The following is a 24,478-nucleotide window of genomic DNA, read 5'->3' on the forward strand; positions in this document are numbered from 1 at the left end:
AACTTTCGACATGAAAAACCCCTCTACCATCGGGTACAGGGGTTTCTTATTTTATACGAAAATCAATCAACTATCTTTTTTACCTTCGCGGCTGGCTGTTTGAATGTACAGAATTATTAAAAACACAGAGGGTACTAGTACGAACAGAATGCTCGCTACGAACCCTAAGTCATTAACTTGCATGGCAAGAACGCCTCTCTTTAATTTCCAGTCAACAATTTTAGAATAGCATCAACGATGCCAGTGTTAGCTCTTTTTTTTTACTTGCTCAATACCAATCCTTCAAGGTTTGGTTACTACACTTACTGGGCCATTTACTAAAGTTTGACAAGCCAAACGGTAATTAGCTGGCTTTTTCTTTAACATCCGATTTTCCACATCTGTCGGAGTAGAAAGATTTTCGATTCCTTCAACTATCTCAACAATACAAGTACCACATTGACCGACACCACCACAATTTGTGAGTTTGCCAAAAAACTTATAAATGTCAACGCCATTATCCATTGCCTTAAGCCGCAGATTTGCACCATCCGCAGCGATTACTTCTTTATCTTCTTTAACGAATTTGATATTACCCATAGCTGACTAATTCCTCGTTGACTGTAAGCGGGTCAAGCTTTACACCTATATTACTGAATTTATCCCCATTTATTACAAAAAATTAAGAATTATCAAGATAGAGTAATTACAAAAAAATAGGACAGGTAAACTACCTGTCCTAGAAATTGACTATAGTTGAACTTACCTAAATCCGACAGCTGCTTGCCACACAAAAGCAAGTAATAAAAAGAAAACAGGAATAATTGGGAGAACATCGACCAGAGGATCGAAGATTTGGTAAGCTTCAGGCAGTTTTGCTAATAATAGTGCTGCTTCCATGTTTGTTTAAATCCACCTAATCCAACACAGCTTTCATAATTGAGATGTATCTTAACATGGATTGGGCAACCCCTTATGGGAATTCAAAATTCAAAATACCCTACGGGAGGCTAAAGCTACAAAATTTAAAATTACAATCCCCATCAAAAAATTTAGCGCCTAGCTAGAGAGGAAGTTGTATTTTTTTATGCTTCGGTCATCAGTCATTAGTTAGTAATTATTACCCTCTGCTCATAGCAATTCATAACAAACATGATGTAGATGAAAACTCTCAAACCTATGCTGAATCACACTTTCTTAATTTTGAATTGGTGTTAGTTGTTTCTCTACTGATTGCAGTATCAAAAGTCTGAATAGGGATTACAATGGTGAACTCTGTACCCATGCCTGGGCCAGAGGAGCAAAGTAATTGACCACCATGCTTTTCTACCACGATCGCGTAACTGATCGATAGTCCTAGACCTGTACCACTACCCACTGGTTTAGTTGTAAAAAAGGGGTCAAATATTTTACTGAGTACTGAATCGCTCATACCAGGGCCATTATCAGCAATGCGAATTAGTATTGATTCTGCATTTTTGACCTCTGTAGATATGGTAATTGTCGGCTGTTTTTCTCTCCCTGATTGATTACTTACATCCTCTTGCAAAGCGTCTATGGCATTACTGAGGATGCTGATAAAGACTTGATTTAACTCGGAAGCATAACAGTAAATTTGTGGGATATTACCGTAGTTTTGTTTGACGGCTATAGGTAAAGATTGCCTATTTTGCTTAAATTTCAGCCGATGTTGCAAAATTAACAAAGTGCTATCAATACCAGAGTGAATGTCTACTCGTTTCATTCCTGCTTCATCTAATCGTGCAAAAGTCCGTAAAGATGAAACAATCTCTTCTATGCGTTGCGCTCCAAACCGCATGGATTTAAGCATTTTAGGCAAATCTTCTGTGATGAAATCTAGTTCAATATCTGAGATTCTTTGCTGAATTTCTGGTAGGGGTTGGGAATATAATTGCTGGTATAAATTAATCAAATCCAATAAGGAGTTAATGTATTCAGATGTGTAGGTCAAATTGCCGTAAATAAAGCTAACAGGGTTGTTAATTTCATGAGCAATACCAGCAACTAATTGACCCAGGCTAGACATTTTTTCGGCTTGAACTAATTGTGATTGGGTTGAGGAAAGTTTTTGCAGTGCGGACTCTAATTGGTTGGCTTTTTCTTTTAATTCTTGAGTACGTTGCTCAACTTTTAATTCTAGATTTTGAGAATATTCTGCTAGTTGTCCGTAAAGCTGCGCATTTTCTAGAGATATAGCGGCTTGGGCCATTAATAGGTTAATAACTTGTAGGCGATCGCTAGTAAATGCCCCTGTGGTTAAATGATTTTCTAGATATAGTATGCCCATCAATTTACCTTGTTTGATGATGGGAGTACATAATAAACTTTTGGGTTCTTTTTTTTGGATATAGGGATCGGAGATAAATGAATCCTCAATTGTCGCATCATCAATTACTAAGGTTTGAGAAGTATGAGATACATAGTTAATTAAAGAGATAGGAATTTCGTCACTTTCTGCAATTGGTATTGATACCAAAATAGTTGATATGGGAATTTGATTGATTGAGGCGATCGCCTCAATCACTAATTTTTCATTTTTGAGTAAAACTAACACACATTTTTTTGCTCCTGCATTCTCGATTACCAATTCCATTAATGCAGAAAGTAGTTTATCAAGCTTGATTTCACTCGCTAGGGCTTGGGAAGCTTTAATGACACTAGATAAATCTAAGACATTAGAATTTGTCGTACTATAGTAATGAGTATTATGTTGGGTTTGATGAATATGTGAGGAATTAGAATCATGTTTGACAATTGTATCATTGGGGTTGAATATCAAGTTCGAGCGTCGAGATAGAAGAGAAAATAGCTGAGAATAACGCTGCTCTAAATCCTTGACTTTTGCTATAGACCCCCAACGTGTATAAGCATAATAAGCATCAGTAAAGTAAACTTGAGCTATTTTCTCTTTACCCAATTCCCAGTAAAATTTAGCTGCTAATTCATTGGCTAAGGCTTCTTCTTGTAAATACTTATTTTCTTTAGCCTTTGTAATAGCAAGGTCATACTCATTCATCGCCTCTAGATATTTACCAAGAACGCGATTTTGCTCTGCTGCTACTAAATAAAATTTATGCTGATGATTCATTGGGGCATAATCTGCCCATTGTTTGATTTTGGCTTGATTCTCACTAACTCGATGCAGAATCTTCTGTTGAATATCAACTGTTGTATGGGGATATAACGCTAGACGAGCCAGGGAATCATAAAATGGTAAAAGTACAACAACATATATTCCTAGAACACCATCTAAATACTGTTCAGCAATTTCTGCATTCTTAATTGCCTGTTCATACTCGCAAAATAGGTAACAAAGAATCAGTTTGTTAATATATAAATGATAAATTGCTGGGCGGTCACTTGCCTGCTCATGTATTGATAACATGACTGCTTCATCGTATATATTGCCCTTAATTTGTAGGTGGTTTTCTGTAACACCAAGCAAGCAGGAAACAGACTGGTAATAGATGTTAAGATAATTGAGAGATGTCTTTTGCTTAAATTGGGCGATCGCCTGAGAATAGATGGACATTTCTTGCTCTAGGCTATATAGTTCGGTGCCAGCTAAATACAAGTAAAGAGTATAGGAAAAAGCACACCAAGCCGACCATTCTAAGTCTCCAGTTTCCCAACCACTATGATACCCTTCAATAAATAGTGGGAACGTATATCTGAGATGTTTTTTCCAATGTTTAATCAAACAACTAACTACACAAAAAGTTTTTGCTTTTAGTTCCTTAGCATCTAGCTTGGCGATTAAATTCAAAGCAAGGTTACCAAATTCATAGCCAGCATCAATATCTCCCATAAATGTGAGTAAAATTGCGCCGTAACTAGCATAAGCAAAAGCTGAAACAGGTGCATTACCATACTTAACTGATAATATTACTTCCTCACAAATCAATGGAGGGAACATTGCGGGATAACCATTATAAGCAGCACCAAACATACTAGAAAGAATAGACAAGGCTGCTAATTTTTCAGGATTGTCCATTTTGGGTAAATTAATTAAATCTGAAGTTGTATTACCCATTAGTACTGAATTTGCATCTTGGAGCGACTTAACAATGTCTGTTTGTGTAGGTTTAGGAGGTAAATGTACACCTAGCATTTGCAAAACGGGCAAAGCAGTTTCAATACCTAATAACAGTTGATTTTGAGCAATGCAGGCTTGTATTTTAATGCTATAAATATTGATTTTATCTAGTAATATTTTGGCATTTTTTAGCACAGTTTGAGCTAGGGTTTCCATCCTCTGAAATTCTGTACTAAGATAAGCTATTTCAACTGCTTCTGAATATAGTGTTAATGTCAACCTATATTGACTTTCCCAACGATTTGCTGTCAGTAATCCTATCCCTAAATTTATATATTCTATGGCTGCACTGTAAGCAGTAGCACTTTTAGCTTTAGTTCCAGCCTGTAAATTTAGCTGTGCTAATTCATGACGTGCTGGCGCTTCTGTAATTAAATCTACCCCAATATTGAATTGATTGACTATTTCAAAAATCTTGTCTTCTCTGGTTTCTGGGGTGCTGTTGGCTAACATTAACTGCCCAATTTTTAAGTGGGTAAGTTTTTTGTTATCTTCGGGAATTAAACTATAAGCAGCTTGTTGAACACGGTCATGGAGAAACTTATATTCAACTGTGATGGGTTCAATATTATTGTTTAAATTATAAGAATTATTGAGAGATAAATCATCATGAAAAAATTTATAAACTTTGTTTGTCGGAATTATTAAACCCTCTCGTAAAGCTGTCCATAAAGCTGCTGCTGTTTCTGCAAGAGATGTTTCGTAAATATTTGCTAGAACGGATAAGTTAAAATGATTATTAATACAAGCAGCTAATTTCAAAACATTCTGCGTTGCTTCAGGTAACTTTTGCAGTTGCAATGACATGAAATCAACGACATCATCTGTTAGAGATAATGTCTTAACTTGGGCTATATTACATTCCCAAAAACCTTTATCAAAATTAAAGCTAATTAAATTTTCATTATATAGATATTTAAGAAACTGATTGCTAAAAAAAGGATTACCTTGTGTTTTTTGATATACTAACTGTGTTAATGGTAAAGCCACTTCTTTATCGCATTTAAGCGTATCAGCAACAAGATAGTTTAAATCCAAAAGCTCTAGAGGTTTTAGAGTAATAGTCTCGATAATTTCTGTGTTTTTTTGAATATCCTGTAGGGTTAAAATTAGAGGATGTCCTGAAGATACTTCGTTATCACGATAAGCTCCTATCAGCAATAGATAATGATTATCTCTTTGGCTCATCAATAACTGAATTAACTTTAATGATGCGGAGTCAGCCCATTGTAAATCATCGAGGAAAATGACTAGAGGATGTTCCTTAGTTGTGAAGACTTGAATAAACTTCAAGAAGAGTGTATTGAAGCGATTTTGTGCTGCACTGGGTTCAAGTTCTGTAACTTGACGTTGCTGACCAATGATTGATTGCAGTTCGGGGATAACATCGATAATTACCTGACCTTGTTCTCCCAATGCGGCTAAAATCCGTGTTTTCCAGTCTTGAATTTGAGTATTGGCTTCACCCAATAATTGTCCCATCAAATCCTGAAATGATTGGACGATCGCAGATAAAGGGATATTCCGTTGGAATTGGTCATATTTACCCTTAATGAAATACCCGCTTTGTTTAACAATTGGTTTGTGGATTTCGTTAACAATTGCAGTTTTCCCGATACCAGAGAACCCCGCAACTAATATCATTTCCCTATGTCCTTGGGATACTCTCTCAAAAGTGGCGAGTAATTGTTGAACTTCTGCTTGGCGACCATACAGTTTTTCTGGGATAATGAAGCGATCGCAAATATCCCTCCTCCCCAACTCAAAAGCGCTAATTTCTCCTTGGGTTTTCCATTGTCGCCAGCAAGTTTCCAAATCATGTTTTAACCCCAAAGCACTTTGGTATCTGTCTTCAGCATTTTTAGCCATCAGCTTGAAGACAATGTTAGACACAGCTAAAGGAATAGTAAAATTAATTTCGTGGACTTGTGGCGGATGTTTGGCAATATGACAGTGGAGTAACTTCATGGGCTCATCACAGCAAAAAGGTAACTGTCCTGTGAGGAGTTCAAAAAAAGTCACCCCAAGAGAGTAAAAATCACTGCGATAGTCAATTCCCCGGTTCATGCGTCCCGTTTGTTCTGGTGAAAGGTAAGCCAGGGTTCCTTCCAAAACGTTAGGACTAGTTAGAGTTTGGGTTTCTCTGGGAAGAAGGGATGCAATCCCAAAGTCAATTAATCTGATTTCTTTAGTTATTGGATTAATCAGGATGTTGCTGGGTTTAATATCTTTGTGAATTACCCGGCTCCGATACAGTCCATCTAAGATGGTGACAATTTGAATAGCTATATGAAAAAACTCATCTAAAGATATTTCGCTATTCTGGTTTGACCAATCTTTGAGAGAAATTCCCCCAAAATCTTCCATTACTAGAGCATAACTATTTTCATAATTTTCTAGACTATAAGTTTGAATGATTCCAGGAATATGGAGATTTTTAGTAATAGTATATTGATTACGAAATTGTACCAATTCACTAAAGCTAGGATATTCATACCGTAATATTTTAAGAACTATTGGCTTTTGATCTTCTTCCCTAATCCCTCGATAAATTAGGGTTCTTGTCCCAGCGTAAATTTGCGTCAAATTTTGATAGCCAACTAACCTAAGCATAGTAACTTGATATATAGATACTTTTTGAGACTAGGGCTAGTTTTGCATTTTTGCAGGAGTATTTAAACGTAATTTTTTGCCTTTAACAAAAACTTTAACACTTATGTATAATTTAATTATAAGTTTTTCCGTAATTACTCGTATATTATTGATGCACAAAAATTTGTTATTGAAATTAAATTGAAGTATATAAGGGCATAAAAGTATAGGAATGTAAGCACTTTACGGTTTTATATCCTCACACCCCCGTACTTTGATACCTGAATTTACTGATTTTCCAGTCCCAAGTCTCTTATGCCTTATTGTGGTACCATTCGTACCATTCTTTCGCACTACGCACAGCAAACCAAAGCAGGATTAAAGCGATGACTCCGCCTTGCCAAGGAGCATCAAAAGCAAACAGTACTAGAGCTACACACAAAGTATCTTGCAAAAAAACAGCCCACAGTGGCAAACCACGCAAGCGATAAAACCAACCTACTTGAACTAATTGCAGGACTAAAGCCAGTGAACTTCCTATAGTAATAATTAGCCAATTTGGGGTTGCTGTTGCTGAAACTACGGCTAAACCCATAATTGCTCCTGCAAGGGGAGATAATAATAACTGAATAACTTGTAAAATCCTTTGTCCCCATAATTTTTTAGAGGCAAATAATTCTACTAATGAGTAAGTGATTAAACAGCCTAATAGAACTGGCGAAGAAATACGAGATAAAATCGGAATATGCGACCAAAAGTTACTCCCCTGCAACAATCCAATAATCAATAAAGGTACGCCTATTCTGATTCCTGCCGCCGCAGAAGCAGAAAGTGTTGCTAGGATTTCAATCATGAGATAAACTCAGGAAATTAACAAATAAGTGGGTATTTATTATTGAGATTACCCACAATGTTGAATAATTCCCGCAGCAATCTGAAATTACTTAATTATTGCTTAATACTTTGGTGTTGCACATTCACGGGAGAATTGTGCTAGGTAAGGTACAACCTTGATAGTGGACTGACACAGCTAAAGTAGTGCATTAGATGTAGGTTGGGTTAAGCAAAGCGCAACCCAACATTGATCTCGAAAACTCAACATAGATTCCTGGTGTTGGGTTTCCTTACGTCAAACGCCACTCGCCCCAAGCCGGGAGACCCGTCCAAGGCGGTGGCTTCCCAACCTACAATTTTTTGCAACATTTTAGCCTTGCCATGCCACTACAAAATTGGATTGGAACTATGATAATTGGAATCTGGGAAAGTGTAGGGAATTTGAACACCTACACCCTTAGTTTTATAGTTGTCTGACTAGTGGCTGGCCGTCTTTGACTTCACCAACTAAAACTATGTCTGCACAGTTGACAAAGATACCATTCTCCAGAACCCCAGGAATATTATTCAATATTTTTTCGAGGTTAACTGGGTCGTCAATGGAATCAAATCTGACATCTAAGACAAAGTTGCCCTGGTCAGTGATGACTGGCCCTGCTTTTTTTACACCCATCCGCAATTCTGGTTTGCCACCTAGCTGCTTAATGGCATTGGTAACGGGGGTGATTGCCATTGGGATGACTTCTACTGGTACGGCAAAAACCGAACCCAAGCGGTCTACTAATTTACCACTGTCTACTACAACGATGAATTGATTAGCTAAGTAATCAACTACTTTTTCGCGGGTATGGGCTGCACCACCACCTTTAATCAGGTTTTTCTGGGGGTCAACTTCATCAGCCCCATCAATAGCGATATCAATATGATCTACAGCGTCTAAGGTTGTGAGAGGAACGCCGTATTGCTTGGATAAAACTTCTGACTGAAATGAGGTCGGAATCCCAACAATATCGGTTAGTTCACCCGACTTGAGGCGATCGCCTAAATATTGAATTGTGTAAGCTGTAGTTGACCCTGTACCTAAGCCTACAATCGAGCCGGACTTTACCAAGGCGGCGGCGGCTTTGCCCACTTCTTGCTTCATCAAAGTCACGGGGTCTGCTGTAACGGTCATTCCCAAAACTCCTGAAATTATCGACTAAACAGATGGCACTATCACAGCAGACTATACTATATTCGCGGGAACTCAAGGTGTATCTGGCTAAAGAAAATGATTGTGTGGTTAGTTGTCAGTTGTCAGTTGTTCGTTGTCCGTTGTTAGTAGGGGTGGGTTTATGAAGATCATCGCCCAAGAGTGAGGATATCTGTAAACCCGCCCTTACAGTTTTCAATAGTCAATAGTCAATAGTCAATAGTTTTCTCCTCCCCCTGCTTCCCCTGCTCCCCTGCTTCCCCTGCCCCCTGCGCCTGCCCCCTGCCCCTACTTAAGTCCAGCTATAATTTCGAGAATTTGTTGATAGTTTTGTGTGTTGCCTTCTTGAGAGTAGAGGTCAGCTGATTTTTGGAAGTCGGTGATCGCTGCTTGATAGTCACCGCGATTACGAAGGATGTCGGCTCGGAGGAGGTAAGCTGAAGCCCAGTGGGGTTGAAACTTCAAGGCTTGGTTTAAGTCAGCTAGTGCTTCTTCTAGGTATCCCAAGAGTAAATAACTACGACCTCGATTGTACCAGTCTTCCGCATAACCAGGGTTGATGGCGATTGATTGGGTATAATCTGCAACTGCTCCTTGATAATCTTGTAAGGCGTAACGGGCATGGGCGCGATCGCTGTAATATCTGGCGGATTCGGGCTGTAGTTCCAAGGCTTGGGTATAGTCGGCGATCGCACTGCGATAATTTTGTTGGTCGTAGTGCAGGGAGCCTCGGTTGTAGTAGGCTTCGCTGAGTTGGGTATTGATTGTTAGGGCTTGATTGTAGTCTGCTAAGGCTCCCTTGGTATCTCCCAACTGACGACGGGCATTGCCGCGATTGCAGTAAGCGGGGGCAAAATCCGGGGATATGCGGATGGAATGTGTATAGTCTGCTATTGCCCCAATCAAGTCTTGTAGGGCTTCGTGGGCGATGGCTCGACCGTAATAGGCTTCAGCAATATTAGGATTAATTTGTAATGCCTGATTGTAATCGGTAATTGCTCCTCGATAATCGCCTAAGCAACGGCGAGATGTGCCACGATCGCAATATCCGGCGGCGAAATTAGGTTGTAGTTGCAGTAAGCGATTGCCGTCTGCTAAGGCGCTGGGGTAGTCTCCTAGATGGCGGTGGATATTGGCACGAACACCATAGACTACAGCTAATTCAGGGTTTAGCTGTAATGCTTGGTTGTAGTCTGCCAATGCACTTTGATAGTCTTGCCAAGCTTCATAAATTAATCCCCGTTGGTAATATGCTTGTGCATCTTTGGAGTTGAAACTTAAGACTTGGTTGAAATCTGCGAAGGCTTGTTGATATTCGTTGAGATAAAAACTAATCAGACCGCGATTATAATATGCTCCTACTTGGTGAGGATTAATTTCTAGTGTGCGGTTGTAATCGGCGATCGCTTTTTGATAAGCTCCTAAGGCATAGTAGGCGTTACCTCTATTTTGGTAAGCTTCGGCTAGGTTGGGGTCTAATTGCACTGCTCGCTCATGGTCGGCGATCGCTTGTCGGTACTCTCCCAATTTATAGTAAATGTTCCCGCGAATGCTGTAAGCGGCGGCAAAGTAAGGATGCCATTGCAACGCTTGTTGTAAATCTATAATCGCTTCTTGATAATTCCCGTGGTCGCTATTATGTAAGCCCCGGTAATAATAGGCGTTAGCAATATCTTCATTTATATTACTGGCTAACAGAGGATCAAACTCAATGGTGCTGATATAGTTGGCAATTGCTTGATCGTAGTCACCTTGAGCCAAGTAAGCGTTACCTCGACAATAATAATATTCTGCGAATGTAGGATTTATTTGTAATGCTTGGTCATAATCGGCGATCGCGGCTGTAAAGTCTGCAAGACAGTAACGCGCATTCCCCCGATGATAGTAGGCTTGGGCATAATTAGGATTAATTTCTACAGCTAGATTAAAAAAGGCGATCGCCCCCTGATAATCTTTCAATTCACGGCTAAAAGTAATCCCTCGTTTACAGTAAGTTTCTGCATCAACCTTGCGATTGGTTGGCTTAGTGCCACCAATGACCGTTCTTTGATATTCTCTCGATAAATTATCGGATAATCCCTGATTAAAAAAATAGTCAGCATTCATCTATTTTTTTGTGCTATTACACTCCATTAAAACTATGATGTAGGCATAAATCGCCCCAGCTACTAGTCGGAGTAGTTTAAACATCACTACTAATAGAGTAAGATATTTGTCTTAATTAAACAATTGAGTTAATCATAAGATATACATCTAGCTGTTGTGAAAGCAATATCTATCTCATTCTATTGCAATATATGAAGATAGCCACATTGCGGGTATTATCCAAATATATATAGAATCTACAACTTTTCTCCGACCTATGGGACTAGACGCGTGCGATGGAGACGGCAATATGTACAGCAAAGAAGACATCCAAGCCATGCTAGATAGCATGAATGTGTCAGACGTGCTAAAGATTATGTCGCAAATTTGTTACGAAAAAGCAGAAATTCTTCGCTCTGACTGGCAAGACATAGAAACAGCTAGAGCCTGGGAAAAAGTTGGTAGAGCCGTCGGCAAAATCAAAATCAAAACCGAGCTATATTAAGTAGCTACTAACAGGCTACCTATTAGCCACCTAAGTATATACTTATAAATCCGTGTTCAGAGAATAGTTCACAAGATTTTTAAATACTTAAGGGTGAATTCTTTAAATAGAATCCACCCACAAATCGCACTTTTGTGCTGTTCAGTTATTGTCTTGCGAAAGTTGAAAAGGAAACAGGGAGAGAGGAGTAAGGTGCAAGGGTGGAGAACTTACTTAAAGATTTTCCCCAATCCCCAATCCCTCAACCCCTATCTTCATAATCTTCAGAAGAAGTGGGATCTAATTCCCAGCGTCTATCATCACGCTGTTCTAAAATCTCATTAGTGTGAAGAAAAGCTTGATCGGGCATTTCTAAACCCACGGCGGCCTCTATTTCCTCAGTGATATCTTGTTCAGGTGTGGGAGCAGTACCACCTACCGCTTCATCACCCACGGTATCTGCCCAATAATTATCGTCATTGCCGTCACTCAGGTCAAATTCTGGGCTAGTCTCTGTGTACTCATGCCCTATACCAATGTTGTATCCTGGTGGTTCTTTGACACCAGTACCATAGGATTCGGTAATTTCCTGCGGCAAATCATCAGTATTAACTTCTTGGTTATTAGTTTCTTCTGTCATAATTCTAGCCATTTCTATGTTCTCACAATAACTTTTTATTTCCATTAAGTTGTACTGCAAAAGATGTACAACTTTAGAAATAAAGGGATCTATCTCCTGAGAACGAAGTAATGCTAGCTATTTACACCTAATCTAAAAAGTATGAAATCAAGGTTAAGCCACTTGTAGTTGAATCTGTTAGTTATGAGTTAGGAGTTTTTAATACCCAGTAAAACTGATCAATAATTTTTAACTCATAACTATTTTTTGTGCTGATCCAAAACATATTTACTGTTATTTGAATCTTACTTTCGACCATCGATTTTCATTAGTGGAGGTAGAAGGTGGAATACAACGAATTTATTACTCATGTACAAAGCCTTGCTCAATCCAATTCTCGTGACGAGGCTCAAAGAGCTACCTGTGCCACTTTAGAAACTATCAAAGAACGCATTTCTGGAGAAGAAGCGCAAACCTTATCTGCTCAACTACCACAAGAGTTGGCAGACTGCTTACGAGGAAGAGCAGGGGAACCAGACGAAAGTTTTAATTTGCAAGATTTCATCATGCGGGTGAGTAGAAAAGAGAATCTAGAACCCACAACAACAGCAATTCATGTACGTGCTGTTTTTGCAGTTTTGCAAAACGCTATTAGACCAGAAGAATTTGCCAAACTACATTCTCACTTCTCCCATGATTATGAAGAAATGTTCGGTACATCACCCACTGGTGAAGTACCAGCATAATTACCAAGTTGAAATTTTAGTTTATCGTTAGACAGGAAACAATATGACCAACCATAATAATTCTGGGAAAAAGAAAGTAGCTATTCTCATCGAACAAGCAGTAGAAGATACCGAGTTTATTATTCCTTGTAATGGTTTAAAACAAGCAGGATTTGAGGTGGTTGTCCTTGGTTCGCGGATGAATGAAAAATATAAGGGAAAACGAGGCAGACTTTCCACCCAAGCTGATGGTACTACAACAGAAGCGATCGCCTCTGAATTTGATGCGGTAGTAATTCCTGGTGGAATGGCTCCCGATAAAATGCGTCGCAACCCCAATACAGTCCGCTTTGTACAAGAAGCGATGGAGCAAGGAAAATTGGTAGCGGCTGTTTGTCACGGGCCACAAGTCTTAATTGAAGGCGACTTACTCCGAGGTAAACAAGCCACCGGTTTTATCGCTATCAGCAAAGACATGATGAATGCTGGTGCTGATTATCTCGATGAAGCGCTAGTTGTTGACGGTAACTTGATTACATCCCGTGAACCTGGAGATTTGGCAATTTTCACCACAGCGATTTTGAGTCGTCTTGGTTATGGCGGTAAAGATGCAGCCTTACCAGATGAAAAAGATAGGAATGCAGAATGGTGGAAACTGGCTGATGCTTGGGGCGGTTCAACCAAAGGTGATATTGTCAGAGGTCTGAACACTGCTTTAGGTGGGGAACGTTATTCTCTGGAAGCGCTGGAGAAGTACACGGAAAAAGAATCTGATGTAGAAGCAAAAGCGCTGTTCCAAGAAATGATTACCAATAAACAGCGTCATATTGAATATCTAGAAACTTATTTGACTAGATTGGGTGAAAAACCGTCCCTCAGTGCAAATATCGCTAATCAATACGCCAAAGTAAAAACCGCTTTAACTGGTAGCGATGACATATATCAAATTCGCAGCGCCTTAGGCGATATACAAACAGGTATTGGTGATATTGGTAATCTCTGCGCCATGTACACTGACCCCATAGCCACCGCTATTTTCAAAGAAATCTACAAAGACTTGGTCAAATACGAACAGCGATTAGTATCACTATACCGTACACGTACAAATGCTACAGTCCAGCCGCCTAAGCCAACAACAGGGGCAGCTGTATCGATGTAAAAGAGGGAATAAAAAGTGGGGAGGAGATTCTTTAATTTTGAATTTTGTACTCCTGCGGAGAACCGAAGGGTATTTTGAATTTTGAATTGGTATCACTCCCCATATTTAATTGGAGATATAGAGCGTGACTTTGACATCAGGAGATAAACAGGGAAATACACCTGGCCAAGCTAGTGATACGGAACGTTGGGCTTCTCTGATTGGCGGCGGGGCGTTAGTGTTGCTGGGTTTAAGACAAGCCTCGTTGCGGGGAGTGCTGACGGCTTTAGCTGGTGGTGGTTTAATTTATCAAGGCGCGACGAAACAAAGCACAATTCAGCAAGCGCAAGAAGCGATAGGGATAAATAAACCCATCAAAGTTGAAAAGACGGTGACAATCAATAAGCCAGCAGATGAACTATACCGTTATTGGCACAACTTTGAGAATCTACCCACATTCATGAAGCATCTTAAATCTGTGAAGGTGTACAACGAAAAACGTTCTCATTGGATAGCCAACGCACCTTTAGGTAACAGTGTGGAATGGGATGCAGACATTTTAGAAGACCGAGAAAATGAGTTTATTTCTTGGGCTTCTGTGGAAGGCGCAGACGTGGAAAACTCCGGTTTTGTGCGTTTTCAAAAAGCCCCAGGCGATCGCGGTACTGAAGTGAAAGTAGTCTTAGAATACAATCCCCCCGGAGGTGCTTTAGCTGCCGTTGTTGCCAAACTTTTCGGTGAGGAACCAGAACAGCAGATTGGCGACGAACTACGCCGTTTCAAGATGCTCATGGAAGCCGGAGAAATCGCCACCACCGAGGGACAACCATCGGGGAGGAAGTAAGAAAGCAGGGGGAGCAGGGGAAGCAGAGAAGAATAACTATGGACTACTGACTACTGACTATTGACCAATGACCAATGACTAAATTATGAAAGCAGTCTGCTGGTATGGTGCTAACGAGGTGCGGGTGGAGAATGTACCAGACCCGAAAATCCTCAATCCGCGTGATGCGATTATTAAAATTACTTCCACCGCAATTTGTGGTTCTGATTTACATATTTACGGCGGCTATATCCCGACAGTGCAGCAGGGTGACATTATTGGTCACGAGTTTATGGGGGAAGTTGTCGAGGTGGGGAGCGGAGTTGATAATTTAAAAATAGGCGATCGCGTTGTTGTTCCTTCTACAATTGGCTGTGGTAGATGCCACTATTGTGAGCATGATATGTGGTCGCTGTGCGATAACTCCAATACCAAAGGTTGGTTAGAAGAAAAACTCTACGGCAACATCACCTCAGCCATTTACGGCTATTCTCACCTCTTAGGTGGTTACGCTGGCGCACAAGCTGAATATATCCGCGTCCCCTTCGCTGATGTCGGTGTGGTGAAAGTTCCACCAGACTTACCAGACGAAATGCTGTTATTCATCTCCGACGCTATCCCCACAGGTTATATGGGTGCAGAGATGTGTGATATTCAACCGGGTGATACTGTCGCCGTTTGGGGTTGTGGCGCTGTTGGACAATTCGCCATGATTAGCGCCTATATGATGGGTGCAGAAAAAGTCATCGCCATAGATCGCTTTCCTGAACGTCTAGAGATGGCGAGAAAATACGCTAAAGCCGAAGTCATAAATTACGAAGAAGTCAATGCAGGTGAGGCTTTAAAAGAAATGACCGGCGGACGAGGCCCTGATGCTTGTATTGACGCGGTTGGGTTGGAAGCGCATGGCGTTGGTTTAGAAGACTTTTACGACCAAACAAAGCAAAAGCTGAAACTAGAAAGCGATCGCCCCCATGTATTGCGGGAAATGATGGTTGCTTGTCGTAAAGGCGGGACTCTCTCAATTATGGGTGTCTACGGTGGATTTGTAGACAAAATACCTTTTGGCGCGGCTTTTAATAAAGGTCTAACCTTCAGGATGGGGCAAATGCACGGTCAAAAATACATGAATTTGTTACTACAACTCATCCTAGATGGCAAACTCGACCCATCTTTTGTAGTCAGTCATCAATTACCTTTAGAACAAGCACCATTTGGTTATCACATTTTCCAACAGAAAAAAGACAACTGCACTAAAGTTGTACTCAAACCGTAAAAATGGAGAGCAAAAGAATTATTAATTAGGACTTACCGATGAAAACGAAAAATCGAGGGTTTGGACAAGGTTTAGAATTCTTACACCCCTATACCCTTACACCCTTACACCCAGACTCAACAGACAACCTGGGCGTGTAAGTCCTATTAATTTCTTCTTACTCCTCACTCAGTACTCATTTCTAGACCGAAACTACTACTAATTACTGATTACTAAACCTAGTTGCGGATAGATGCTTAATTACATTCATTAAACGAACAATATACACATAATCTCATTGAGGATTTTTATGAATCGCGTAATCTCTTGGATACAAAATATTTTGCTTCGTCAAATATTGGTTGTTTTCTTAGTAGCAGCAACATTCTTTATAGGTCAATCTTTTACCTACGGTACTGCGATGATTGCACAAGCTAATACAGTGCAAACACCAGAAGGTACTTACTATAAAGGTACTCCCGACAACGAAGGTATCAGAAATGATAACCAAGTAAGAAATGCCCAAAATCGCCTCAAAAACACCGCAGATAATGTACGTGAAAAGTTAAACTTGGATGAAGAAACACCCAGAGCTACTAAAGATTTTGGTAAATCTGTACAAAGGAAGATAGGTAAAAATGTTAGTCGGAATACTCAGAATGAGGGTGGTTATTATCAACAACCAGAGCGTGTAAGAGAAGCTAGAAGCCGGAGTTAATAATTAACAACCTGCGGGTGTTTAGATCCCCGATTTTTTTAAAAAGTCGGGGATATATGACCTGAATACAGAGATAAGAAATTAATGACTAAGGATTAATAAATATGAAAGCAGTTTGCTGGCACGGGACAAATGATGTCAGGGTAGAAACTGTACCCGATCCAAAAATTCTTAACCCGCGCGACGCAATTATTAAAATTACATCTACCGCTATTTGTGGGTCTGATTTACATATATATAATGGCTATATTCCCACAATGCAAAGTGGCGATATCCTTGGTCATGAATTTATGGGGGAAGTTGTCGAGTTAGGTAGTGCTGTAAAAAATGTGAAAGTAGGCGATCGCGTGGTTGTCCCTTTCACTATTTCCTGCGGTTCTTGCTTCTTCTGTCAACGGGATTTATGGTCTTTGTGCGATAACTCCAACCCCAACGCCTGGATGGTAGAACTGCAAATGGGGCATTCTCCAGCAGGTTTATTCGGCTACTCTCATCTATTTGGCGGCTATGCTGGTGGTCAAGCAGAATACGCCCGTGTACCTTTTGCAGATGTCGGTTTACTCAAAATCCCCGATAATCTACCAGATGAACAAGTATTATTTTTAACTGACATTTTTCCTACCGGCTATATGGCAGCGGAAAACTGCAACATCAAACCAGGCGATATTGTGGCTGTGTGGGGTTGTGGCCCCGTCGGGCAATTTGCTATCAAGAGTGCATATATGTTGGGTGCGGAAAGAGTTATCGCCTTTGACCGCATCCCTGAACGCCTACAAATGGCTAAAGAACAATGTAATGCGGAAGTCCTCAATTACGAAGAGGTAAACATTGGGGAAGCACTGAAAGAAATGACTGGTGGACGCGGCCCTGATGCTTGTATAGATGCGGTGGGAATGGAAGCCCACGGTACAGATTTGATGGCTTTCTACGACCAAGTAAAGCAAGCTGTAAGGCTAGAAACAGACAGACCAACAGCATTACGACAAGTCATTGTGTCTGCGGCTAAAGGCGGTCATGTTTCCCTGGCTGGTGTATATGGCGGCTTTCTAGACAAAATCCCGATGGGTTCAGCAATGAATAAGGGCTTAACTTTCAAGATGGGACAAACTCATGTGCATAAATACTTGAGGCCTTTACTAGAACGCATTCAAAACGGTGAAATTGACACCTCATTTGTCATCACCCACACCCTCCCCCTAGAACAAGCACCCCACGGTTACGAAATTTTTAAGCACAAAAAAGATAACTGCATCAAAGTTGTACTCAAACCCTCAGGTAATTAAATATGAGCGATACCAGCGTCAAAAAAATCGACTCTCACCATTCCCCCAAAGGTAAACTCGGTCAGAAATATTTAGCATCTGGTAAATCCGTTTCTATGCGTCTTTGGGAAGATGAACAACCAGGGGAAGATAAACAACCAACCAGGCGCGAATACGAAACTGTAGGTTATGTAATTAATGGTCGCGCCGAGCTGCGTATTGAAGGACAAATGATCCTACTAGAACCAGGAAGTTCTTGGACCGTACCGAAAGGCACAAGCCACACCTACAAAATTTTAGAACCATTTACTGCCGTGGAAGCAACTAGCCCACCCGCACAAGTTCACGGCCGGGATGAGTAGAAGACGCGATGAATCGCGTCTCTACAGATGGTTTATTTATCGATGAATTCAAAATTCAAATACCCTACGGGTTCGCGTAGCGTTCTCGTACCCCTATGGGGAAGCAAGCTACGCGCAGCGTCTCCAACAGGAGAAGGAGAAGAGTAGGCTACGCCAACAAAATTCAAAATAAATGTTTGAAACCCTTACACCCCTCCCTTACACCCTTACACCCGGTCTCAACAGAAAATTTGGGTGCGTAAGTCCTAATGGTATATCTGAGTATCAACGAAATCTAAATATTGAGGCGACCTGTAGTTAACAATTGATACCCTCCGACAAAGCAAGCCATTGACAGGCAAAATTGCCAAAGACTTGTGGGGTTGAGAATAGCGCGGCTACTGAAAAAGATCAGGAATATTCCTACCCAACCTAAAGCTTTATCCTGACGGGGTAGAACAAATAACATGAGGATTCCAGAAGTGAGAAAAAGTATGGAAGCATCAGCCGCTATACCTCGCCACCAATAGGGATACACGTTAGTGGAAAAGTAAATATTTTGACCAAGAAAGTAGACCCCAGCTAGTAGTAGTGCTAAACCAATCAGTTTGAATAAAAATCTCATGATCAAAATGGGGATGAAGTTCTCAGATTATGTTGCCCAAATCGATTATAGGGTTTTAGTCTTGGGTAATAGACAAAGTTAGAGTTAGCCAAATGATGGGCATACTAAGGGCTAAATATCCTACACAGTTTAGCCCTGTAAGATGAGGTCGTTGTCCATGAGTGCAACCGTAGATACAACTGTTTTACTGTCTGGATATCAGTTGATTGAGCAGCTTTATCACGGTTCTAAAACTCTTGTTTATCGTGGAATACGGCGAAAAGAAAGTGTAGCGCAACCTGTGGTGATTAAGCTGTTGCAACGCGATTATCCTAGCTTTAGTGAACTATTACAGTTTCGCAATCAATACACCATCGCCAAAAATTTAAATATTCCTGGTGTTGTTCGCCCTACTTCTCTAGAACCCTATGGCAACAGCTACGCTTTGGTCATGGAAGATTTTGGTGGGGTATCATTGGGAACATATAGTCAAACCCACTCTTTGTCTTTGGTGGATGTATTAGCGATCGCGCTGCAACTAGCCGATATTCTCCATGAGCTTTATCAGCATCGGGTAATTCATAAGGACATTAAACCCGCTAATATCCTAATTCATCCAGAATCGCAACAAGTCAAACTCATTGATTTTAGTATCGCTTCCCTATTACCGAAAGAAAACGAAGAAATCAAGCACCCCAATGTCTTAGAAGGCACATTAGCTTATATTGCACCAGAGCAAACCGGGCGGATGAATCGGGGCGTTGACTACCGTACAGACTTTTATAGTCTAGGTGTGACGTTGTTTGAATTGTTAACAGGACAGTTACCTTTTGCTGGTAACGATCCTTTAGAACTGGTGCATTGTCACATTGCCAAACCTGCACCCAGGATAGATGAAATTAACTCAGAAATACCAGAAGCGATCGCGCAAATTGTCGCTAAGTTAATGAGCAAAAATGCCGAAGACCGCTACCAAAGTGCTTTAGGCTTAAAGCATGATTTGGCAATTTGTTTAGAACAGTTAAACCAAACAGGCCAGATTGAACAGTTTATCATTGGGCAACGGGATATTTGCGATCGCTTCACCATCCCGGAAAAACTCTATGGACGAGAAACAGAAGTTCAGACACTCTTAGATGCTTTTGCGCGAGTCAGCAACGGTACCTCAGAATTACTGCTAGTAGCTGGTTTCTCTGGGATTGGGAAGACGGCGGTGGTGAATGAAGTTCATAAACCAATCGTCCGGCAACGGGGCTATTTTATTAAAGGTAAATTTGACCAGTATAATCGTAATATCCCCTTCTCTGCTTTTGTCCAAGCCTTTCGAGATTTAATGGGACAGCTGCTTTCAGAATCGGATATCCAACTAAAAGCATGGAAAGCCAGTATTCTTGAGGCTTTGGGAGATCATGCCCATGTAATTATTGATGTCATCCCGGAATTGGAATGTATTCTTGGTATACAACCACCTGTAGCAGAACTATCGGGTACGGCGGCGCAGAATCGGTTTAATTTGTTGTTCCAGAAATTTACTCAAGTTTTTACAACAAAAGAACATCCCTTGGTGATGTTTTTGGATGACTTGCAATGGGCGGATTCTGCATCTTTAAAATTGATGCAGTTGTTGATGAGTGAGAGGGAACAGGGGTATTTGCTGCTAATTGGGGCTTATCGGGATAACGAAGTATTTCCTGGCCATCCGTTAATGCTGACTTTAAATGAAGTCAGCAAAGTAGGAGCTACAATCAACAGAATTACCTTAGCATCTTTGAGTAGAACCAGCCTGAATCAGTTAGTTGCAGATATGCTCAAATGTGCTGAGGTATTGGCGCAACCTCTAGCAGGATTAGTCTATCAAAAAACCCAGGGGAATCCCTTTTTTGCCACGCAATTTCTTAAAACTCTGCATCAAGAGCAATTCATCACCTTTAATATCCAAGCGGGACATTGGCAATGTGATATTACTCAGATACGCAAGGCGGCATTAACCGATGATGTGGTGGAGTTCATGGCCAAGCAGTTGCAAAAATTACCTGATGAGACTCAAAATATCCTGAAACTAGCAGCCTGTATTGGTAATCAATTTGACTTGAATACTCTGGCGATCGTTTCGGAGCAATTGCCGCAACAGGTGGCATCTGACTTGTGGAAAGGGTTACAGGAAGGATTAATTTTACCCATCAGTGAAACCTACAAGTTTTTTCAAGATAATAATTTAAATGATACCAATACTGATGGGATTAGCGTTACTTACAAATTCCTCCACGATCGCGTCCAGCAAGCTGCTTATTCCCTGATTCCCCAGGAAGAGAAACAGGTTGTGCATCTGACAATTGGTCGTCACTTATTGAACCATACATCAGCCGAACAATTAGAGGAGCAAATTTTTGATATCGTCAACCAATTGAATATCGGCTGTACGCTCATCAGTGATACCCTAGAGCAAGCAAGGCTGGTAGAGCTAAATTTAAGAGCAGGACGGAAAGCGATCGCCACTACTGCCTATGATACTGCCACCTATTGCTTAAAATATGCCTGTAATTTGCTGCCGACTGATAGCTGGCAAACTCAGTATGATTTGGCATTAGCTTGCTATAGTAGCGCGGCTGAAGCTGCTTATCTGAATACAGATTTGGTGCAGATGGAAACTTTGGCGGAAATTGTTTTGCAACAAGCGCGGAGTTTGTTAGATGCTGCCAAGGTGTATGAAATTAAAATCGATGCTTACACTAGCCTTGGTGAATTTAGCAAAGCTTTAACCACGGGTTTAAACTTTCTCCAATCTTTTGGGATTGAATTTCCCACTCAGCCTAATAAACAAGATTTTGCCGATTTTCTCCGGCAAACCCGACAGCAATTGGCAGGGCGTTCTCCAGATGAACTGTTAAACTTACCTGTGATGACTTCGCCCCAGTATCAAGCACTGCTGCGAATGTTAGTCCAGATTAGTGGAGCTACTTACTTAGCATCTCCAGCCCTGTATCCTTTGATTTGCTTTCAGCAGGTACAGCTATCAGTCGCCCACGGCAATATTCCCGCCTCCAGCTTTGGATATGTGGTTTATGGACTAATACTTTGTGGTGTAGTTGGTGATATCAAAACAGGTTATGAATTTGGTCAACTGGCTTTACAGTTAGTAGATAAATTCAATAATCAGGAATATGCTGCTAAAGTCTTATACATAACCAGCAAGTTTACTGTTCACTGGGTGAAAAATGCGGCGACAACTCTCCAGCCATTACAAGAAGCCTATACCCTGGGACTAAAAGTCGGCGCTCTTACTTATGCTGGCTATTCTGGTTATACCTACGCCTTTCATGCTTATTTTGTCGGTAAAGAACTTACAGCTTTAGAAACAGAATGTCAGGCTTACAGCATCGGCTTGGCAAACATCGAACAACAAGCATTCTTAGGCTACCTGCATATCGTCCACCAAACCGTTGCCAATCTCTTAGGAAAATGTGAAAACCCAACTAAATTAGTAGGCACAATTTTTGATGAAGGGGTAACTTTAGCAAATCTGGAAAAAGCCAACGACAAAACGGGGTTATGGCATTTCCATCTGTGCAAAGTAACTTTAACCTATTTATTCGAGTGCCATGATCAGACACTTGATCATTGCCAACAAGCAAAGCTGAATGCTGGCGGCGGTAGTGGGATGCTGAACGTGCCAATACTGTATTTTTATAGAGCTTTAGCCTGTTTCACTCAGTTATCGGCACATTCTCAGACAGATGAATTATGGGCATTAATTGCGGATGCTCAAGAAAAGCTGCAAAATTGGGCTATCTATGCACCCATGAATTGTCAGCACCGATATGATTTGATTTGTGCTGAAGAACAGCGTGTTTTAGGACATCCACAACAAGCCATAGATTTCTACGATCGCGCTATTTCTCTAGCCCAAGAAAATGGCTACATTGCAGAACAAGCGATCGCTAATGAACTTACTGCCAAATTCTACCTTGGTTGGGGCAAAGAAAAAATTGCTGCTGTCTATATGCAGGAAGCTTACTATTGCTATGCTCGTTGGGGAGCGAAAGCTAAAACTAATCACCTAGAACATCGCTATCCCCATTTGCTGCGTCCGATTCTTCAGTCAGTTTCCCAACCCTTGAACGTGTGGGAAAGCTTGACAAGCACAATTACACCAGATATTTCCCTTCATACCTCACACTCTAGCTTGGGTAATAGCACAAACATCAATAACGCTATCGATATTGCAAGTATGATCAAGGCTTCTCAAAGTCTATCTGCTACTCTGCAACTCGATGAGTTACTACATCAACTCACCCATATTATTCTCCAAAACTCCGGGGGCGATCGCTGTGCTTTAATCTGTCCTAATTCCGAGGGTGAATGGCAAGTTGTCGCTATAGCTACACCCGAAACCACACAACTTTGTTCAGAACTACTCGATGGTAATCCGAATCTACCTGTGAAATTGATTCAGTATGTCAAAAACACGCAACAAATCGTGATGATTGACAATCTCAAAACGGATTTACCTGTTACAGATGAATATCTGATTCGTCAACAACCAAAGAGTTTGTTATGCTTGCCAATTATTAGCCACGGGCAATTAATTGGGATTGTATCTTTAAAAAATCGCTCCACCAGTGGAGTATTTACTAGCGATCGCATTTTCTTGCTTAACTTTCTCTGCACTCAGGCGGCTATCTCTTTAGAAAATGCCCGACTTTATCAAAAAGCACAAACCTACGCCCAAAAACTAGAACAATCACAACTGCAAATAGTCCAGAGTGAAAAAATGGCTTCCTTGGGTAACTTAGTCGCCGGTGTCGCCCACGAAATCAACAACCCCATCGGCTTTCTTAATGGCAGTATTAGCAATGCCCAAGAATATGTCCAGGATTTACTCGACTATATCGCCCTATATCAACAATATCATCCCAAAGCCGCCGCACCTGTCAAGACAAAGGCAAAAAACATTGATTTAGAATATCTCTGTGAGGATTTACCAAAGTTGCTTAATTCTATGCAGGGTGCAAGCGATCGCATTCAATCTATCAGTACCAGCCTGCGTACCTTTTCTCGTGCTGATAGTGAGTATAAAGTCATGGCTAACCTGCACGAAGGCATTGACAGCACACTGTTAATCTTGAAATATCGCCTCAAAGCTAATGAGTATCGCCCTGCAATTCCAGTAATTACGGAATACAGTGAGTTACCAGCTATTAAATGTTTCCCAGGGCAATTAAATCAAGTATTTATGAACATCCTGGCTAATGCCATTGATATGTTTGATGAGATGGCAAAATCTCAATCTTATAAAGAAATAGAAGCCCATCCTCAAAAAATCACGATTCGCACAACAATGGAGGCAAATCAAGTTATCATCTCGATTGCAGATAATGGTAAGGGTATGAGCGAAGATGTGAAAGTGAGAATCTTCGACCATTTATTTACTACTAAAGGTGTGGGCAAAGGTACAGGTTTAGGATTGGCGATCGCTCGGCAAATTGTGGTAGAAAAACATGGCGGTAGCTTAGAAGTACAATCTCAATTAGGTAAAGGCAGTGATTTTTGCATTCAACTGCCATTGTTGTAAATTTACTGAGCATCATCAGTTTCAGGTAAGGCAACTGACCCTATCAAGTCAACCTCGATTCTCCTGGAAGAAGCTACAAATCCCCAAGCTGGATTCAGGCGGATGTATTCTGAATTCTTCTTCGGTAATAGACAAAGT

18 protein-coding genes are annotated in these 24,478 nt (G+C 40.8%); 9 read left to right on the plus strand and 9 right to left on the minus strand.

Features of this window, described 5'->3' with window-relative positions:
* Window positions 1–66: 66 nt before the first annotated feature.
* The 7 genes from psbM to GSQ19_RS02240 all read right to left on the minus strand — a co-directional run bounded on the left by psbM (window position 67) and on the right by GSQ19_RS02240 (window position 10,820).
* Window positions 67–183, minus strand: a complete 117-nt coding sequence (gene psbM / locus GSQ19_RS02210; protein WP_010995057.1) for a photosystem II reaction center protein PsbM — start codon at window positions 181–183, stop codon at window positions 67–69.
* 99 nt (window positions 184–282) lie between these two features.
* Entirely contained in the window at window positions 283–579 is a 297-nt protein-coding gene (locus GSQ19_RS02215; RefSeq protein WP_011321157.1) for a 2Fe-2S iron-sulfur cluster-binding protein, read from the minus strand.
* Window positions 580–741: 162 nt separating this feature from the next.
* Window positions 742–879, minus strand: coding sequence for a photosystem II reaction center protein K (locus GSQ19_RS02220; RefSeq protein WP_010995059.1), 138 nt, complete (start codon window positions 877–879; stop codon window positions 742–744).
* A 277-nt stretch (window positions 880–1,156) separates the two neighbouring features.
* Window positions 1,157–6,709: a trifunctional serine/threonine-protein kinase/ATP-binding protein/sensor histidine kinase gene (locus GSQ19_RS02225; protein ID WP_011321158.1), complete on the minus strand. Its 5,553-nt coding sequence runs from the start codon at window positions 6,707–6,709 to the stop codon at window positions 1,157–1,159.
* A 292-nt stretch (window positions 6,710–7,001) separates the two neighbouring features.
* Window positions 7,002–7,541: a DUF4126 domain-containing protein gene (locus GSQ19_RS02230; protein WP_011321159.1), complete on the minus strand. Its 540-nt coding sequence runs from the start codon at window positions 7,539–7,541 to the stop codon at window positions 7,002–7,004.
* A 444-nt stretch (window positions 7,542–7,985) separates the two neighbouring features.
* Window positions 7,986–8,696, minus strand: a complete 711-nt coding sequence (rpiA, locus tag GSQ19_RS02235; protein ID WP_011321160.1) for a ribose-5-phosphate isomerase RpiA — start codon at window positions 8,694–8,696, stop codon at window positions 7,986–7,988.
* Between the two features lie 306 nt (window positions 8,697–9,002).
* Window positions 9,003–10,820 (minus strand): tetratricopeptide repeat protein, encoded by a 1,818-nt coding sequence (locus GSQ19_RS02240; RefSeq protein ID WP_011321161.1) that lies wholly within the window; start codon window positions 10,818–10,820, stop codon window positions 9,003–9,005.
* Between the two features lie 256 nt (window positions 10,821–11,076).
* Here GSQ19_RS02240 and GSQ19_RS02245 point away from each other — a divergent pair, with 256 nt between their 5' ends.
* Complete coding sequence (locus GSQ19_RS02245; protein ID WP_104009980.1) at window positions 11,077–11,304, plus strand: hypothetical protein; 228 nt, start codon at window positions 11,077–11,079, stop codon at window positions 11,302–11,304.
* 241 nt (window positions 11,305–11,545) lie between these two features.
* Here GSQ19_RS02245 and GSQ19_RS02250 read toward each other — a convergent pair whose 3' ends face one another.
* Entirely contained in the window at window positions 11,546–11,935 is a 390-nt protein-coding gene (locus GSQ19_RS02250; RefSeq protein ID WP_011321163.1) for a DUF6335 family protein, read from the minus strand.
* 311 nt (window positions 11,936–12,246) lie between these two features.
* On the opposite strand from GSQ19_RS02250, the gene GSQ19_RS02255 reads away from it, so the two are divergent.
* The 7 genes from GSQ19_RS02255 to GSQ19_RS02285 all read left to right on the plus strand — a co-directional run bounded on the left by GSQ19_RS02255 (window position 12,247) and on the right by GSQ19_RS02285 (window position 18,185).
* The gene (locus GSQ19_RS02255) at window positions 12,247–12,648 is read left to right on the plus strand and encodes a DUF2267 domain-containing protein (protein WP_011321164.1); all 402 of its coding nucleotides are present in this window, start codon (window positions 12,247–12,249) and stop codon (window positions 12,646–12,648) included.
* Between the two features lie 43 nt (window positions 12,649–12,691).
* Window positions 12,692–13,786 (plus strand): DJ-1/PfpI/YhbO family deglycase/protease, encoded by a 1,095-nt coding sequence (locus GSQ19_RS02260; RefSeq protein ID WP_011321165.1) that lies wholly within the window; start codon window positions 12,692–12,694, stop codon window positions 13,784–13,786.
* Window positions 13,787–13,910: 124 nt separating this feature from the next.
* Entirely contained in the window at window positions 13,911–14,609 is a 699-nt protein-coding gene (locus GSQ19_RS02265) for an SRPBCC family protein (protein WP_011321166.1), read from the plus strand.
* 85 nt (window positions 14,610–14,694) lie between these two features.
* Window positions 14,695–15,864: a zinc-dependent alcohol dehydrogenase gene (locus GSQ19_RS02270; RefSeq protein ID WP_011321167.1), complete on the plus strand. Its 1,170-nt coding sequence runs from the start codon at window positions 14,695–14,697 to the stop codon at window positions 15,862–15,864.
* Between the two features lie 289 nt (window positions 15,865–16,153).
* Window positions 16,154–16,561: a hypothetical protein gene (locus GSQ19_RS02275; protein ID WP_011321168.1), complete on the plus strand. Its 408-nt coding sequence runs from the start codon at window positions 16,154–16,156 to the stop codon at window positions 16,559–16,561.
* A 104-nt stretch (window positions 16,562–16,665) separates the two neighbouring features.
* On the plus strand, window positions 16,666–17,844 hold the full coding sequence (locus GSQ19_RS02280; RefSeq protein WP_011321169.1) for a zinc-dependent alcohol dehydrogenase: 1,179 nt from the start codon (window positions 16,666–16,668) through the stop codon (window positions 17,842–17,844).
* A 2-nt stretch (window positions 17,845–17,846) separates the two neighbouring features.
* A complete protein-coding gene (locus GSQ19_RS02285) occupies window positions 17,847–18,185 on the plus strand; it encodes a cupin domain-containing protein (protein ID WP_011321170.1) in 339 nt (112 codons plus the stop codon).
* A 274-nt stretch (window positions 18,186–18,459) separates the two neighbouring features.
* On the opposite strand, the gene GSQ19_RS02290 is transcribed toward GSQ19_RS02285, so the two are convergent.
* Window positions 18,460–18,789, minus strand: coding sequence for a hypothetical protein (locus tag GSQ19_RS02290; protein ID WP_011321171.1), 330 nt, complete (start codon window positions 18,787–18,789; stop codon window positions 18,460–18,462).
* A 157-nt stretch (window positions 18,790–18,946) separates the two neighbouring features.
* Between GSQ19_RS02290 and GSQ19_RS02295 the strand changes: the two genes are divergently transcribed.
* Window positions 18,947–24,340: an ATP-binding sensor histidine kinase gene (locus GSQ19_RS02295; RefSeq protein WP_011321172.1), complete on the plus strand. Its 5,394-nt coding sequence runs from the start codon at window positions 18,947–18,949 to the stop codon at window positions 24,338–24,340.
* Window positions 24,341–24,478 lie beyond the last annotated feature (138 nt).

The sequence above is a fragment of the Trichormus variabilis 0441 genome, from assembly GCF_009856605.1.
Lineage (GTDB): Bacteria > Cyanobacteriota > Cyanobacteriia > Cyanobacteriales > Nostocaceae > Trichormus > Trichormus variabilis.